General features: G+C 70.8%; 15 protein-coding genes. 11 read left to right on the top strand and 4 right to left on the bottom strand.

Annotated features, from left to right (window positions below; genetic code table 11):
• Window positions 1-96 precede the first annotated feature (96 nt).
• The 8 genes from mptB (at window position 97) to AFR_RS19835 (ending at window position 9,454) form a co-directional block, all read left to right on the top strand.
• The gene (gene mptB / locus AFR_RS19870; protein ID WP_041842440.1) at window positions 97-1,398 is read left to right on the top strand and encodes a polyprenol phosphomannose-dependent alpha 1,6 mannosyltransferase MptB; all 1,302 of its coding nucleotides are present in this window, start codon (window positions 97-99) and stop codon (window positions 1,396-1,398) included.
• A complete protein-coding gene (locus AFR_RS19865; RefSeq protein ID WP_023362583.1) occupies window positions 1,395-2,513 on the top strand; it encodes a glycosyltransferase 87 family protein in 1,119 nt (372 codons plus the stop codon). Before mptB ends, AFR_RS19865 begins: the two co-directional genes overlap by 4 nt.
• Entirely contained in the window at window positions 2,510-4,351 is a 1,842-nt protein-coding gene (gene recQ, locus AFR_RS19860) for a DNA helicase RecQ (protein WP_023362582.1), read from the top strand. The genes AFR_RS19865 and recQ overlap by 4 nt, the downstream gene beginning before the upstream one ends.
• Window positions 4,352-5,280: 929 nt before the next feature.
• Complete coding sequence (locus tag AFR_RS19855) at window positions 5,281-6,111, top strand: NAD(P)H-binding protein (protein WP_023362581.1); 831 nt, start codon at window positions 5,281-5,283, stop codon at window positions 6,109-6,111.
• Between the two features lie 21 nt (window positions 6,112-6,132).
• The gene (locus AFR_RS19850; RefSeq protein WP_023362580.1) at window positions 6,133-6,495 is read left to right on the top strand and encodes a YybH family protein; all 363 of its coding nucleotides are present in this window, start codon (window positions 6,133-6,135) and stop codon (window positions 6,493-6,495) included.
• Complete coding sequence (locus AFR_RS19845; protein ID WP_023362579.1) at window positions 6,495-7,319, top strand: class I SAM-dependent methyltransferase; 825 nt, start codon at window positions 6,495-6,497, stop codon at window positions 7,317-7,319. Before AFR_RS19850 ends, AFR_RS19845 begins: the two co-directional genes overlap by 1 nt.
• A 52-nt stretch (window positions 7,320-7,371) precedes the next feature.
• Entirely contained in the window at window positions 7,372-8,607 is a 1,236-nt protein-coding gene (locus AFR_RS19840) for an EAL and HDOD domain-containing protein (RefSeq protein ID WP_238547308.1), read from the top strand.
• A 10-nt stretch (window positions 8,608-8,617) separates the two neighbouring features.
• On the top strand, window positions 8,618-9,454 hold the full coding sequence (locus AFR_RS19835) for a glutathione S-transferase C-terminal domain-containing protein (RefSeq protein WP_023362577.1): 837 nt from the start codon (window positions 8,618-8,620) through the stop codon (window positions 9,452-9,454).
• On the opposite strand, the gene AFR_RS19830 is transcribed toward AFR_RS19835, so the two are convergent.
• Window positions 9,451-10,608: an RNA polymerase sigma factor gene (locus AFR_RS19830; protein ID WP_023362576.1), complete on the bottom strand. Its 1,158-nt coding sequence runs from the start codon at window positions 10,606-10,608 to the stop codon at window positions 9,451-9,453. The genes AFR_RS19835 and AFR_RS19830 overlap by 4 nt on opposite strands.
• Before the next feature lie 53 nt (window positions 10,609-10,661).
• Window positions 10,662-11,018: a YciI family protein gene (locus AFR_RS19825; RefSeq protein ID WP_023362575.1), complete on the bottom strand. Its 357-nt coding sequence runs from the start codon at window positions 11,016-11,018 to the stop codon at window positions 10,662-10,664.
• A 98-nt stretch (window positions 11,019-11,116) separates the two neighbouring features.
• Here AFR_RS19825 and AFR_RS19820 point away from each other — a divergent pair, with 98 nt between their 5' ends.
• Window positions 11,117-12,265, top strand: a complete 1,149-nt coding sequence (locus AFR_RS19820; protein WP_041840994.1) for a hypothetical protein — start codon at window positions 11,117-11,119, stop codon at window positions 12,263-12,265.
• On the opposite strand, the gene AFR_RS19815 is transcribed toward AFR_RS19820, so the two are convergent.
• Entirely contained in the window at window positions 12,262-13,263 is a 1,002-nt protein-coding gene (locus tag AFR_RS19815; protein ID WP_023362572.1) for a 3-oxoacyl-ACP synthase III family protein, read from the bottom strand. The two genes, AFR_RS19820 and AFR_RS19815, sit on opposite strands and share 4 nt — an antisense overlap.
• 185 nt (window positions 13,264-13,448) lie before the next feature.
• On the opposite strand from AFR_RS19815, the gene AFR_RS19810 reads away from it, so the two are divergent.
• Window positions 13,449-15,011: a M4 family metallopeptidase gene (locus tag AFR_RS19810; protein ID WP_023362571.1), complete on the top strand. Its 1,563-nt coding sequence runs from the start codon at window positions 13,449-13,451 to the stop codon at window positions 15,009-15,011.
• 63 nt (window positions 15,012-15,074) lie between these two features.
• Window positions 15,075-15,344, top strand: coding sequence for a hypothetical protein (locus tag AFR_RS19805; RefSeq protein ID WP_023362570.1), 270 nt, complete (start codon window positions 15,075-15,077; stop codon window positions 15,342-15,344).
• 19 nt (window positions 15,345-15,363) lie between these two features.
• On the opposite strand, the gene AFR_RS19800 is transcribed toward AFR_RS19805, so the two are convergent.
• Window positions 15,364-15,600 carry a hypothetical protein gene (locus tag AFR_RS19800; RefSeq protein ID WP_023362569.1) on the bottom strand — a complete coding sequence of 79 codons (237 nt, stop codon included), beginning with the start codon at window positions 15,598-15,600 and terminating at the stop codon, window positions 15,364-15,366.
• Between the last annotated feature and the right edge of the window lie 63 nt (window positions 15,601-15,663).

Raw genomic sequence — 15,663 nt, 5'->3', positions numbered from 1 at the left:
CGGACCGGCGGGTAATCCGGAGAATCCCGGATCCGTCCCCTAAGGAGCCTTCCGGCAGCCGCCCGCCGGACACCTGCCCCTGCCAGCGTGCTGTCCGTGCGCGGTGATCACAGGGTGGCGACGGCCACGGGCTGCGCCGGGTCCGTGCTGATCACCCTCGGTGCCCTTCTGGGCCGGCCGGGTCTGGTCCACGTGTACGCCGGCCTGGCCCTGCTCCTGCTCGCCTGGTGGTGGCCGGGCGAACTGCCCCGGCCGTGGCTGACCTTCGCGCTCTGGGCCGGCCCGCTGCTGATCGCTCCCCCGCTGTTCAGCCGGGACGTCTACAGCTACCTGGCGCAGGGCCTGATGGCCGGGAACGGTCTCGACGTCCACACCCGCGGACCGGCCGCGCTCGGCGGTCCGGTCGCCGCCCGGGTGCCCGAGATCTGGCAGGACACCCCCAGCCCGTACGGGCCGGTGTCGCTCCTGGTGTCCCGCCTCGTGACGGAGGTGACCGGGAGCGAGCCGATCGCCGGGGTGCTCGGCCTGCGCCTGACCGCCGTGGCCGGGCTGGTGCTGATCGGCCTCGGCCTCCCGGCGCTCGCCGGTCCCGCGGTCGAGCCGGTCTTCCGGTTGGTCGTGCTCAATCCGCTCGTGCTGATCCACCTGGTCGGCGGTGCGCACAACGACGCGCTGATGGTCGGTCTGCTGGTCGCCGGGCTCGCCGCGGCACTCCGGCGCCGGCCGGTGCTCGGCGTCGTGCTGGTCACCGCGGGCGCCCTGGTCAAGGCCCCGGCGGCGCTCGGGCTGGCGGCCGTCGCCCTGATCTGGGCCGCCCGGCTCCCCGGCCGGTGGCCGGAACTGCGCGCGATCACCGCGACAGGCCTCGTCGCTGCCGCGGCCACCGTCGTGATCACCGCGATCTCCGGCACCGGGTACGGGTGGATCGCCGCCCTGTCCACGCCCGTGTCGCCGGGGAACTGGGCACCCGTCGCCGTGCTCGGCCGCTGGACCGCCGGGACGTTCACCCACGACGACGTCGGCGCCTCGCTGGCGGTGGACCTGTGGCGCTGGGCCGGCCTGCTGGCCACGCTGGTGGTGGCGGGGCTCGTGTGGACGTACAGGAACAGGGTCGGGCCTTTGACCGGTCTGGGTCTGGTATTGCTGGCGGCGGTCGCCTTCGCGCCGGCCTTCCGCCCCTGGTACATGATCTGGGGACTCGTGCCGCTCGCGGCCGGGCTGCCCGCGGCCCGGCGGTGGCTGGCGCTGCTGAGCATCGCGCTGACCCCCGTCGTGCTGCCGGACGGTTTCGCGGCGGACCTGCCGGAGGTGCTGGCCGCCGTGCTGGGCGTCCTGCTCGGCACGGCGGTGTTCGCGCTGGCCACCACTCCGGGCGTCCCCGGGAAGGTGCCGCGATGAGAACGCGGATCACGACCGTCGTGGTCGCCACCATCGCCGTCGCGGTCTTCCTGGTCACCGTGCCGGCCTTCCGGCACTTCTTCGACCTCGGTGTCTACCGCGGCGCGGTGCGATTCTGGCTGGTCGACGGGCGTGACCTCTACGACTTCGACTACCGCGGCACCGGGTACGGCTTCACCTATCCGCCGTTCGCCGCGCTGGTGCTGAGCCCTTTGGCGCTGACCGCGTGGCCGGTCGCGGTGGCCGCATCACTGCTGGTCAACGCCGGTGCCGTGGTGCTGCTGGTGCGCTGGTTCCGCCGCGGCGACCCCTGGATGTGGGCCGCGCTGGCCTTCCTGGCCGTCCTGGTCTTCGAACCCGCCCGGGACACCTTCAGCTTCGGCCAGGTCAACCTGGTGCTGCTGGTCCTCGTGCTGGCCGACCTGCGGGCCTTGGAACGCGGCAGCCGCTGGGCCGGTGTCGCCACCGGCCTCGCCACGGCGATCAAGCTGACCCCGGCTGTGTTCATCGGCTACCTGCTGGTGACACGGCGGTTCCGGGCGGCCGCGATCGCCACCGGGACCACCACCGTGGCGACCGGCCTCGCGGTCCTCGTCGCGCCGGACTCGTCGTGGCGCTTCTGGACCGGGGCGATGTGGGACACCGACCGGGTCGGGCAGCTCGCGTACGTGTCCAACCAGTCCCTGCGCGGCGTGGTCGCCCGCCTCGACGGGGACTCGGTCTGGTGGCTCGCCGCCGTGGCCGTGACCCTGGTCTGCTGGCTGCTGCGGGTCCGGCGGGCCGACCTCCGGGCGGGCTTCGCCCTCACCGGCGCGCTGGCCTGCCTGATCAGCCCGGTGACCTGGGTGCACCACCTGGTCTGGCTGCTGCCGGCGCTGTTCCTGCTCTTCGACCGGGGCCGCCGCGCGGTGGCCGTGGTGCTGTGGTGCGTGCTCAGCAGCAGCGTCGTGTGGCTGTGGTGGGCCGGCGCGGAAGGGCTGCTCGCCTTCGCCGGTGCGAACACGTACGTGTGGATCACCGCCGGCCTGCTGCTCGGACTGCCCTTGGCGCCGGGCCCGGAGTTGTCCACAGCGTCCGCGCCCTCGTCCGAGGGAGTCACTACTATCGCGGAGTGACTTCCGCCCCCGAGATCAATCGGTCCCCCGCCGCCGACGTGCTCAACCGCGTCTTCGGCTACTCCGGATTCCGCGGCGAGCAGCGGGAGATCATCGAGCACGTCATCGCGGGTGGCGACGCCCTGGTGCTGATGCCGACCGGTGGCGGCAAGTCACTCTGTTACCAGATCCCCGCCCTGGTCCGGGACGGTGTCGCGGTGGTCGTCTCGCCGCTGATCGCCCTGATGCAGGACCAGGTCGACGCGCTGCGCACGCTCGGCGTGCGGGCCGGCTTCCTCAACTCGACCCAGGACCTCACCGAGCGGCGCCGCGTCGAGCAGGCCTTCACCGAGGGCCAGCTCGACCTGCTCTACGTCGCGCCCGAGGGCCTGGGGGTGCCGTCGACGCAGCGACTGCTCGACCGCGGCAAGATCTCGCTCTTCGCGATCGACGAGGCGCACTGCGTGTCGCAGTGGGGGCACGACTTCCGGCCCGACTACCTCGAGCTGTCCATGCTGCACGAGCGCTGGCCCGACGTGCCGCGCATCGCGCTGACGGCCACGGCGACGACCGCCACCCACGCCGAGATCGCCACCCGGCTCGACCTGACCGGCGCCCGCCACTTCACCGCCAGCTTCGACCGGCCCAACATCCAATATCGGATCGTCCCCAAGAACGAGCCCCGCCGCCAGCTCCTCGACCTCCTGCGCACCGAACACCCCGGCGACGCGGGCATCGTCTACTGCCTGTCCCGCGCCTCGGTCGACAAGACCGCCGACTTCCTGGTGCAGAACGGCATCGCCGCGCTGCCGTACCACGCCGGGCTCGACTCACGGGTCCGCGCCGCCAACCAGTCCCGCTTCCTGCGCGAGGACGGCCTGGTCATGGTGGCCACCATCGCGTTCGGCATGGGCATCGACAAGCCCGACGTGCGGTTCGTCGCCCACCTCGACCTGCCCAAATCCGTCGAAGGCTACTACCAGGAAACCGGCCGCGCGGGTCGTGACGGCCTGCCGTCGACGGCCTGGCTGGCGTACGGCCTGCAGGACGTGGTCCAGCAACGCAAAATGATCGAAACGTCCGAGGGCGACTTCGCGCACCGCCGCAACCTCGCCGCACACCTCGACGCGATGCTGGCCCTCTGCGAGACGGTGGGGTGCCGCCGGTCCCGCCTCCTGGCCTACTTCGGTCAGCAGGGCGCCGCCGACTGCGGCAACTGCGACACCTGCCTCAACCCCCCGGAGTCCTGGGACGGCACGGTCGCCGCCCAGAAGCTCCTCTCGACCGTCCTGCGCCTCCAACGCGAACGCGGCCAGAAGTTCGGCGCCGGCCAGTCCATCGACATCCTGCTCGGCAAGACCACCGAAAAGGTCACCCAGTTCCGCCACCACGAGCTGAGCGTCTTCGGCATCGGCGCCGACCTCCGCGAGGCCGAATGGCGTGGCGTGGTCCGGCAGTTGCTCGCCCAGGGCCTGCTCGCGGTCGAGGGCGAATACGGCACCCTCGTCCTGACCGACGACAGCGGCAGCGTCCTCCGCAAGGAACGCCAGGTCATGATGCGCCGCGAACCGGAACGCGCCGCCCGCGCCCCGAAAGCCCGGACGAGCAAGACGGCGGCCCCGGCGGCCGACCTGCCGCCGGAGGCTGCGCCCATGTTCGAACGCCTGCGCACTTGGCGGGCCGCCGCGGCGAAGGAGGCCGGCGTTCCGGCCTACGTCGTCTTCCACGACGCGACGCTGCGCCAGATCGCCACGCAGCGTCCGGGCAGCCTGGCCGAACTGTCCACGATCAACGGCGTCGGGGAGAACAAATTGGCCAAGTTCGGCGAGCAGGTCCTCAAGGCCCTGGCCGAGGAGTGACCCGGGCCTGACGCAGCACCGGCAGGGCGTGTGGGTTCCCGCGCCGAGGCCGGTGCTGTCGCCGACGAACAACTCCGCGGCGGCGATGCCACGGCGGTAACCAAGGTCGGTTTGGTTGGGCCTGTCCGAGCCACGCCAAGCCCAACTTCAGCGAAGTTGGGCCTACCCACGCGGCGTTAGCCCCAACATCAGCGAAGTCGGGCCTTCCCGCACCCCGCTAAGCCCAACATCAACGAAGTCGGGCCTACCCCCGCTGGGTTAGCCCCAAGATCGGTGAAGTTGGGCCTTCCCGCGCTGGGTTAGCCCCAACATCGGTGAAGTTGGGCCTTCCCGCGCTGGGTTAGCCCCAACATCGGTGAAGTTGGGCCTTCCCGCGCTGGGTTAGCCCCAACATCGGTGAAGTTGGGCCTTCCCGCGCTGGGTTAGCCCCAACATCGGTGAAGTTAGGCCTATCCGGGCCGCGTTCAGCCCAACATCAGCGAAGCGTGGCCTTCCCGCTACGCGTTAGCCCCAACATCAGCGAAGTCGGGGCTTCCCACGCCGCGTTAGGCCCAACATCAGCGAACTTGGGCCTCGCCGAGCCGCGCGAGACCCACCATCAGCGAAGCTGGGCCAACCCGAGACATCGACCCACTGCGCAACCCCGACGCCGCCTAGCAGCCGCGCTCGGCCCAACATCAGCGAAGTTGGGCTTCCCCGCGCTGCGTTAGGCCCAACATCGGCGAAGTCGGGCCTACCCACACCGCGTTAGCCCCAACATCAGCGAAGTCGGGCCTACCCGCGCTGGGTTAGCCCCAACATGGATGAAGTTGGGCGTGTGGGAGGGCGGTTCGGGCTGAGGGCTGACTCCGGCCGGGCCGTACGGTCCCGGTGGAAGAGCGTTTATCGTCACGCCGCGTGATGGCTGAGGCGGGTCTAGCGTCGAGCGTATGCAGGTCGTTTTGACGGGTGGGACGGGTTACATCGGGGTTGCGCTGATCAAGGAGCTGGTCGGCGCCGGGCATCAGGTCACCGCGCTGGTGCGTAACGAGGCCGGGGCGGCCAAGGTCACCGCGCTCGGTGCGCAGGCCACCGTGGGTGATCTCTTCGACTCCGCGTGGGTGGCCGAGCAGTTCGCCGCCGGGGATGCCGTGGCACATCTCGCGGCCACCGGCGATGCAACAACCCAGGAGCTGGACCGCGGCGTGGTCGCGGCGGCGGTCCGCGCGGGCAAGCCGTACGTGCACACGAGCGGCATCTGGATCTGGGGCAGCAACGACACGATCACCGAGGAGTCGCCGTTCGCACCCCCGCAGCTGACCGCGTGGCGCAGTGCGGTCGAGAAGCTTGTTCTCCAGGCCGACCTGACGGCCACGATCATCGCACCGGGGATTGTCTACGGGTATGGCGGTGGCATTCCGGGTGGGGTGTTCGACGGCAGCGGGAAGCTCGTCGGCCAAGGCACGCAGCACTGGACGACCGTGCACGTCGACGACATCGCGGCGCTCTACCGCACGGTGCTCGAGCGTGGTGAGGGGCTCGGCTACCTGATCGGCGCCTCGGGTGAGAACCCGACCGTGCGTGAGCTGGGCGAGGCTGCAGCCGGCAACGCCGGTGTCACCCCGGAGAGTGTCGACGCGTCTCGTGAGCGGCTCGGTGCTCTCTTCGCCGACGCGCTGCTGCTCGACCAGCAGACCACCGGTGCGAAGGCCCGGTCGCTGGGCTGGGCGCCGAAGGCCGTGTCGCTGCTCGACGATCTTCGCTCCGGCACCTACGCCTGACAAACAGGGCATGATGCGGCCATGGATTTCACTGCGGCAGTCAATCTGCACCTGACGACCATCGGGAAACGGGACCTCGACGGCTATCTCTCGACCGTGCACGACGAGGTCAGCCTGATCATGCCGAACGGCAAGCTGCTGAGCGGTCGGGAAGAGGTCGCCGCCTTCCACCGGGGATGGTTCGACGACCCCGACTGGAGCTGGGAGCTGGACCTGCAGCGCAGCACCACGGCCGGGGACACCGGTGTGGCGATCTTCGCGGTGGACTACCACGATCTGGACGGCAACGGGCAGCCGTACGAGCTCAGTTACCTGCTCACGCTGGTCTTCGTTCGCAACGGCGACACCTGGCTGCTGCTTCACGACCAGAACACTCCGCGTTGATGGAGACCGGCGACCGGCGCCTCATGGCGGCCATCGAGGCGAACTGGGACGAGCGCACACCGATCCACCTGGCGAGCCGTTTCTACGACGTCGAGGGGCGTGATCCCGCCGCGTGGTTCGCCGCCTACGAGTGGGAGGACCTCGGCGACCTCACGGGACGGGACGTGCTGCACCTGCAGTCGCACCTCGGGACCGAGACGGCTGCGTTCGTCCGGCGCGGTGCGCGTACGGTGACCGGACTTGATCTGTCGGGGGCCGCGGTGGACGCGGCCCGGAGGCTGGCCGCGGACGCCGGGCTGGAGATCGAGTACGTCCACGCGAACGTCTACGACGCGCGGGAGGCTCTCGGCGACCGCCGCTTCGACGTGATCTACACGGGTAAGGGTGCGCTCTGTTACCTGCCGGACCTGCGGGAGTGGGCGGCGGTGCTCGCGGGGCTGCTGCGTCCCGGCGGGCAGGTGTATGTCGTGGAGTTCCATCCGGTCCTGACCGGCCTGGGTCTGGTGCCGCGGGGCGACGACGACACGCTGGCGCTGCGCAACGACGTCATCGGCGGGCGCGGGCCGGTGACGCTCGACGCGACGCGGACCTACACCGACGGGCCGGAGCTGGTCGAGGCCACGACCAGTTACGAGTGGGCGCACGGGCTGGGCGAGGTCGTCACCGCGCTGACCGGCGCCGGGCTGACTGTCCGGTCGTTGCGGGAGAGCGACGAGCTGCCCTGGCCGCGCTGGCCGCAGATGGAACAGGCCGCGAGCGGCTGGTGGCGGCTGCCGGCACCGAAACTGCCGCTGATCTACGCCCTTCGTGCGACCCTCGGGTGATGACGGTCGCAGAAGTCTCAACCGAGGGCCGGTCCGGCCGATCAATCAAGCCGTGAACCCAACGTTGCCGTTCCCCCTGCCGGGCACTCAGCTCGTGCACGTCGGCCGGCAGCCGATCTTCGACGTGACCGGCGATGTGGTCGCCTACGAGCTGCTGTTCCGCGGCAGCATGGACGCAGTCGACGCCGGCCGCCGCGACACGTACGCGACCAGCCAGGTCATCGTCAACACCTTCACCGAGTTCGGCATCGACGAGGTCGTCGGCGACCGGACCTGCTTCATCAACCTGACCCGGGAGTTCCTCACCGGTGAGCTGGTCCTGCCGTTCGGCCCGGACCACGTGGTGCTGGAGGTGCTGGAGACGGTCGCCGTGGACGACGAGGTGATCGCGGGTGTCACCGCGCTCGTCGGGCAGGGGTACAGGATCGCGCTGGACGACTTCGTCTGGGGTTCCGGCCACGAGAAGCTGCTGCCGCTGGCCTCGTTCGTCAAGCTCGACCTGCTCGAGGGCGACCTCACGCACCTCGACGAGATCGTCGCGGCCTGCCGGGCGTACCCGGGGATCCAGATCGTCGCCGAGGGCCTGGAGACGGGTGAGCACCTGGCGCTGAGCAACCGGTACGGCTTCGAGCTGCGCCAGGGGTACGTGCTCAGCCGGCCCCAGGTCCTGACCGCCACCAGCCTGACCCCGTCGCGGTTGCGCCGCCTGGAGCTCCTCGGCGCCCTCAGCGCCGCCGACACCGACCTCGAGCGGATCCTGTCGATCATCGCCGGGGACCCCGCGCTGACCATGCGGGTCCTGCGGGCCAGCAACTCGGCCGCGGTCGGTGCCACCACCAAGATCTCCTCGGTACGCCAGGCCGTGGTCATGCTCGGCATCGCGCACATCCGGCAGTGGGCCATGCTGATGGTCGTCGACGACGTGGCCGAGGCCACCGAGGTCCAGATGGCCGAGGCGCTGACCCGGGCCCGCCTGTGCGAGAACGTCGCGGTGGCCTTCGGCGCCAGTGCGGACGCCGCGTTCATGGCCGGGCTGATCGGGGCGGTGGCCGGCATGCTCGGCCTCTCCAACGCCGCGATGGCACACCAGCTGCCGCTGAGCCCGGACATCGCCGGTGCGCTCGAACGGGGTACGGGACCGATCGGTCAGGTGCTGCGGGTGGTCAACGCGTACGAGCGGGGCGACCTGGCCGAGGTGGCGGCGGCGTACTCCGGCGACGACCTCACGGGCACCGTCATGGATGCGATGCGCTGGTCGCGGATGGCCGTTCAGGCGACCCAGAACTAGGCTTCCGCGGATGATGCTGGCCTCCCCCGTCGACACCGCCACCCACGGCGAGTACGCGATCCCCGACACACCCGGACCGCTGCTGCGCTTCACCGGCCGCATCACCGGAGACGCGCGACCGTTCCGCTATCACGTGTACGGCGGCTGGTTCTGCCCCTGGTCGCAGCGCGTGGCGATCACCCGGGCCCTGTCCGGGCTCGAGGACGTTGTCGGCATGTCCTTCGTCGACGGTGACCGTGACGGGCGCGGGTGGGCGTTCCGCGAACGCTACGGTCCGGACCCGGTGAACGGCTTCACGCTGCTGCGCGAGGCCTACGACGCCACCGAGGAGAACTTCGACGGCCACGTCTCGGTGCCGGCGTTGTGGGACCGCGAGAACGCCCGGCTGGTCAGCAACGACTGCGCGACCATCGGCATCGACCTCGCCACCCGCTTCCGGCACCTCGCGACGCCGGTCGTGGACACGTACCCGGAACGTCACCGGGAGCGGATCGAGGAGCTGGACCGGTGGCTCGGCCCGGCCGTCAACCACGGCGCCGGCGCCGCCGCGAGACCGGGTGCGGCCCGGTCCGCGCTGCTGGAGGCGTTCGAGCAGCTCGACGAACACCTGTCCGGCTCGCGCTACCTGATCGGTGACGACCTGACCGAGGCCGACATCCGGCTCTGGGTGACGCTCGTCCGGTACGACGTGGGTGTGAACGCCGGCCGGACCGTCAGCCCCGGCCTGCACGTCCACCCGCACCTGTGGTCGTACGCCCGTGCGCTCTACCGGATCCCCGCGTTCCGCGACACCACCGACTTCGCCGCCTTCTCCCGGCCCGGCGCGGTCCGCCCCGACTGGGATTAACCGAGCTCGGCCAGACGCCCGGCCAGGAAAGCCCGCTCGACCTCGTTGCCGGTCAGGGCCAGAGCCTCCGTGTACGCGGTGACGGCCTCCGCGCGCCGCCCGAGCCGGCGCAGGAAGTCGGCCCGCGCCGCGCTGAGGTAGCCGTAGGTGGCCAGGGCGGGCTCGTCCAGCAGGGGTGCCAGCGCGTCGAGTCCCGCTTGCGGCCCGTCGCGCAGGCCGATGGCCACGGCGCGGTTGAGGGCCACCACGGGTGACGGCCAGAGGCGCAGCAGCACCTCGTAGAGACCGGTGATCTCCGTCCAGTCGGTGTCGTCCCAGGTCGGAGCCTCGGTGTAGACGGCGGCGATCGCGGCCTGCACCGCGTACCGGGTCGGGGGTCCGCCGCTCAGCGACTCGGTGAGCAGGGCCGTACCCTCGGCGATCTGCCCGCGGTCCCAGCGGGACCGGTCCTGGTCGGCGAGGAGCAGCAGCCTGCCGTCGGCGGTGGTCCGGGTGTCGCGCCGCGCGTCGGTCAGCAGGAGCAGCGCGAGCAGACCGGCGACCTCCGGCTCGGCGGGCAGCAGACGGTGCAGCATGCGGGCCAGGTCGAGCCCCGCCTCGACCAGATCGTGCCGCCTGAGTGCGGCCCCGGTCGGCGCGCTGTGCCCGGTGGTGAAGACCAGGTGCACCACGGCCAGGACGGCACCGAGACGCTCGCCCAGTTCCCCCGGGCCCGGCACCCGGTACGGGATGCGCGCGGCCGCGATCTTCTTCTTGGCCCGGGTGATGCGGGCGGCCATCGTCGTCTCCGGCACCAGGAACGCCCGGGCCACCTCGGCCGTCGACAGCCCGCACAGCAGCCGCAGCGTCAGCGCCACCCGGGCGTCCGGTGACAGCGCCGGGTGACAGCAGGTGAAGATCAGCCGCAGCCGGTCGTCGTGCGCCGGACCCGCGACCGGCTCGTCCAGGACGAGCAGTGGCAGCACCCGGCGCAGCGCCGACTCCCGGCGCAGCACGTCGGTGGCGCGGTTGCGGGCGACCGTGGTGAGCCAGGCGCCGGGCCGGGCCGGGATGCCGTGCACCGGCCAGTTCCGCAGCGCCTCGGCGTACGCCTCCTGGGTGCACTCCTCGGCGAGGTCGAGGTCGCGGGTGACACGCACCGTCGCGGCGAGCACCTTGGCCCACTCGCGACGGTGCGCGTGCGCTACCGCCTCACCGATCCCAGCGTTCAGGAGTGGTCCACGAGGGGCCGGATCTCCACGCCGCTGTGGGCCGCCGCGACCTCGGGCAGCGTCGCGGCCAGGGCGATCACCTCGTCGAGGTCCGCCGCCTCCAGCACGTAGAAGCCGCCCAGCACCTCCTTGGTCTCGAGGAACGGGCCGTCGGTGACGGCGGGCCGGTCCGCGTCGCCGCGCCGCACGGTGGTCGCGGTGTCCGGCGGCATGAGCTCTTCGCCGCCGACGACCCGGGAGCCCGCCGCGGCCATGAACGCCAGGTGCGCAGCCTCTTTCTGCTTCCGCTCCTCCGGCGTAGCCGCCGCCCACTCCTTCTCGTCGCCGTAGATGAGGATCAGGTACTTGGCCATCTCGTCAGTCCGTTCGTCCAGGGCCTCTGGCGGGCCCGGTCAGCATCACGACGAAGCAGCCCCGCCCGGATCGACACTTCGCGTCTTAGTATCGGCCGGTGCATTCCAGGATCTCGGTATTGAGCTGTGCGCTGCTGCTCGCCGGGTGCGGGTCGTCGCCTCCCCCGCCCGCCGCGCCGGCGCCGGCTTTTGTCGCGCCGTCGCTCGCCCCGGCTCCGGCCGCGCCGAGCGCGCGTCCTTCCTCGCCGGCACCGTCGGCGGTCCCGTCGTCATCGTCACCCGCCAAGGTCGCTGCCCTGCCCAGTCCCGGCAACCCCGGCGGGAAGGCCTCCGTCCCGGCCGAGGCCAGGGCCGTGGACACCAGCAAACCCGACAGGGTCATCGGTACGGGCACAGCCGCGAGCTGCACCTCGGCGGCAGTGGTCAAGGCGGTCGCGGCCGGTGGCGTGATCACCTTCGACTGCGGGCCGGCGCCGGTGACGATCACGATGAAGGCCACCGCCAAGGTCCGCAACGATCACGGCCCGGCGGTGGTGCTCGACGGCGGTGGCCGCGTCACGCTCAGCGGCGACGGCAGACGCCGGATCCTGTACCAGAACACGTGCGACGAGGCGCAGCGCTTCACCACGTCGCACTGCCAGGACCAGGCGATACCACGGCTGACCGTGCAGAACCTGGCGTTCCGGAACGGCAACGCGACCGGCGAGAAACTCGAGGGCGGCGGCGGGGGTGCGATCTTCGTCCGCGGCGGCCGGCTCAAGGTGGTCAACTCGCGGTTCACCGGCAACCGCTGCGACAGCACCGGCCCGGACCTCGGCGGTGCGGCGATCCGCGTGCTGTCCCAGTCACAAGGCAAACCGGTCTACATCGTCCACAGCACCTTCACCGGCGGGATCTGCTCGAACGGCGGCGCCCTGAGCAGCATCGGTGTCTCGTGGACCGTGCTGAACAGCGTCTTCACCGGCAACAAGGCCATCGGGAAGGGAGCCAACCCGGCCCGCGGCGGCACACCGGGCGGCGGGTCCGGCGGGGCGATCTACACCGACGGTGACAAGTTCGCCGTGAACCTCGCCGGCACGGTCGTACGGGACAACCGGGCCAACGAGGGCGGCGGGGCGATCTTCTTCGTGAGCAACGACCGCACCGGCACGCTGACGATCAAGAGCTCGACGCTCGAGGCCAACCGCAGTGCGGGCTTCGAGACCGTACCGGGCATCTTCTTCCTCGGTGCCCGGATGAGCCGCTAACGCTCGTACCAGCGCAGGAGGGCCGCGCCCACCGACATGCCGCCGCCGAAGCCGGCGATCAGGACGAGCTCCTCGTCGTGCAGCTCACCGGAGCGGGCGGCGACGTCGAGCGCGATCGCGGCGGAGGCGCTGCCGGTGTTGCCGTAACGGTCCAGGACCAGGTGGGTCCGGGCCGAGCCCAGACCGGCGGCCTCGACCAGCTCCTCGATCATCACGCCGTTGGCCTGGTGCGGGACGAAGTGCTTGACGTCCTCCGCGGTGAAACCGGCCCGCTTGAGCAGGTCGGCGAGCACCGGCGGGACACCGGCCATGACGAAGTCGCGGACACCGCGGCCGTTCATGCGGAAGAAGTGGTCGCCGTCGGCCACGGTCTCGGCGGAGGCCGGCAGGCGGCTGCCACCGGCCTTGACGTGGATCAGCTCGTGCGCGTCGCCGCGCGTGACCAGTTCGAGGTCGACCAGCCCGTACGGCGCGGGCACGGCACCGACCACGGCGGCTCCGGCACCGTCGCCGAACAGGATGGCGGTGCGACGGTCGTCGAAGTCGAGGATCCGCGAGTAGACGTCAGCCGCCACGACCAGCACCACGGCGTCGGGCCGGGTCGCGACGAGGCTGTTGGCGAGCGCGAGACCGAAGACAAAACCGGCGCAGACGACGTTGATGTCGAACGCCGCCGCCCGGTACGCCCCGATGGCGTGCTGCACCAGGGACGCGGTCGGCGGCTGCGGCGAGTCACCGGTCGACGTCGACACGATCAGGTAGTCGACCCGTTCGGCGCTGATCCCGGCCCGGTCCAGCGCCGCGACCGCGGCCTTGACGGCCAGGTCGGAGGTCGCCTCGTCGGGCGCGGCGAACCGCCGGGCCTCGATCAGGGTCTTCCGGGTGATCCATTCGGAGGTGGTGTCGGTCACCCGCTCCACCAGGTTGTCGTTCGTGACCTCGAGGTCGGGCACGTACGAGCCCGTACCGAGGATGCCGACGCGCGGTACCGATTGCATGTCCCCGCTTATCGGCGCTCCGGACGGGCGGTTGAGGGATCGGCGGGGGTCTTCGTGTCAGTGATGTCCGTAAATGTACCTCTGCGTGACACGTTTGTTACACAAAAGGCTTCCGATCGTGAGAGATATTCACGAAGCTCTATCTGGTCCCGGCCGTACCCCGGCCGGGCGCGAGAGGAGAAACGGTGCGCACCAGAGCCATCGTCACTGCCACCACGCTAGTCGCGTCGGTCGCGCTGGCATCACCCGCCACTGCCCGCGAGGCCGCCGGACCGGCGCCGGTCACCCCCGCCCTCGCCGTCGACCGGGCCACGAGCGCCGTCGCCAAGCAGGCCGCGCTGTTCGCCGCGAGCCCGGCGGACACGTTCTCGGACCGCGGCGTGATCATCGAGAAGAACGGCGCCTCCCACGTACGCCTCAACCGCGCGTACCGCGGTCTGCCGGTGATCAGCGGTGACGTCATCGCCCACCTGACGCCCACCGGCGCCCTGAACGCCGTCACGAGCACGCAGACACGTCCCCTGACACTGTCGGCCGCACCCGCACTCACCGCGGCGAAGGCGACCAGTGCCGCGGCCAAGGCGCTCGGCGGGAAGAACGCAGGCGTGACCGCCACCCTCGCGGTCGACGCCCGTGCCGCCACCCCGGTCCTGGTCTGGCGCACGGTCGTCACGGTCACCGACCCGGCCGGCGGCGACGGCGTGACCCACGTCCTCGTGAACGCGCAGACGGGCACGGTCGTCGACAAGTGGGCCGAGGTGCAGACGGTCGAGGGTTCCGGCTCCGGCTACAGCGTCGGCACCGTCACGCTGGACACCACGAAGTCCGGTTCCACGTACCAGTTGAAGGACCCGGTGCGGGGCGGCAACTACACGACCGACATGAACAACCGGCGCATCGGCAAGGGCACCCTCTTCACCGACGCCGACAACGTCTGGGGCACGGGAGAGCTGACCAACGATCAGACCGTCGCGGTCGACGCCCAGTACGGCGTGGCCGAGACCTGGGACTACTACCTCGAGAAGTTCGGGCGCTCCGGCATCGCCGGTGACGGCGTCGGCAGCTACAACAAGGTGCACTACGGCTCGCGCTACAACAACGCCGGCTGGTCCGACAGCTGCTTCTGCATGCTCTACGGGGACGGCGACGGCGTGACCTACGGCCCGTTCACCGCCCTCGACGTCGCCGGGCACGAGATGACCCACGGCGTCACCTCGCGGACGGCGGGTCTGGTCTACAGCGGTGAGTCCGGCGGGATCAACGAGTCGATGAGCGACGTCTTCGGTTCCCTGGTCGAGTTCCACTCGGCGAACGCCGAGGACACCGGCGACTACCTGATCGGCGAGAACATCGCCTTCGACCACGAGCCGCTGCGCTACATGGACGACCCGGGCAAGGACGGCAAGTCGGCGGCGTGCTGGAGCACCGCGGTCAAGAACCTCGACGTGCACTACTCCTCCGGCGTCGGCAACCACGCCTTCTTCCTGCTCGCCGTCGGCAGCGGCGCCTCCACGGTCAACGGTGTGACCTACAACAGCCCCACCTGCAACAGCAGCACCGTGACCGGCATCGGCAACGACAAGGCGGGCGCCATCTTCTACAAGGCGCTGACGACCTACATGACGTCGGGCACGAACTACGCCGCGGCCCGGACCGCCACCCTCAACGCCGCCCGTGACCTCTACGGCGCCGGCAGCACCGAGTACGCCACCACCGCGGCCGCCTGGTCCGCCGTGAACGTGGCCTGATCCACTTCCTGTCGCGGGGCCGTACGCCGGTGGCGTGCGGCCCCGCGCCGAACAGAGATAATCATGAACGTGACCAACTGGGAGTACGCACGACTCGAGTACCGGGCGGCGGGCACGTTCGGTGCGGACAAGTACATGGACTGGACCGCGACCTTCTACCACCCGGGCGGAACCCTGCGCTGGGGCACGGACGAGCGCTTCGACGACCTGCGCCACCTGAACCGCGCGGGAGCCGCGGGCTGGCAGGCCTACGACCGCGCCGCGATCCACGTCATCAACGAGCCGCACCGCCTGCACGGCGTCACGTACTCGATGCGCCGTCCCGTTCCGTAGGGGGTGTCCCGCCGGGCCGTCACCGCCGACCGGCGGTGACGGCCTTGCGGGAACGCCAGGACATCACCGACCACAGCGACACCGCTGACAGCAGCGAGCCGACGCAGAGCACCGAGCCGACGGACGCGACCGACGCGAACGAGCCCACGGACCCGATCGACAGACCGGAGCCGACCGACCCGATCGACAGCACGGAATCCTTCGAGCAGATGCTCAGGACCGAGTTCTCGGAGCGGATGGACCATTTCGAATTCATGCGCCGATTGTGCCCGGGAAAACCTGCACCCGTTCTGCTGCGGTCCGGAAACCCTCCTGCCGA

This window comes from Amorphoplanes friuliensis DSM 7358, from assembly GCF_000494755.1.
GTDB classification, from domain to species: domain Bacteria; phylum Actinomycetota; class Actinomycetes; order Mycobacteriales; family Micromonosporaceae; genus Actinoplanes; species Actinoplanes friuliensis.
The sequence above is the reverse complement of the archived record's forward strand: the minus strand, read 5'-3'. Positions and strand labels throughout refer to the sequence as shown.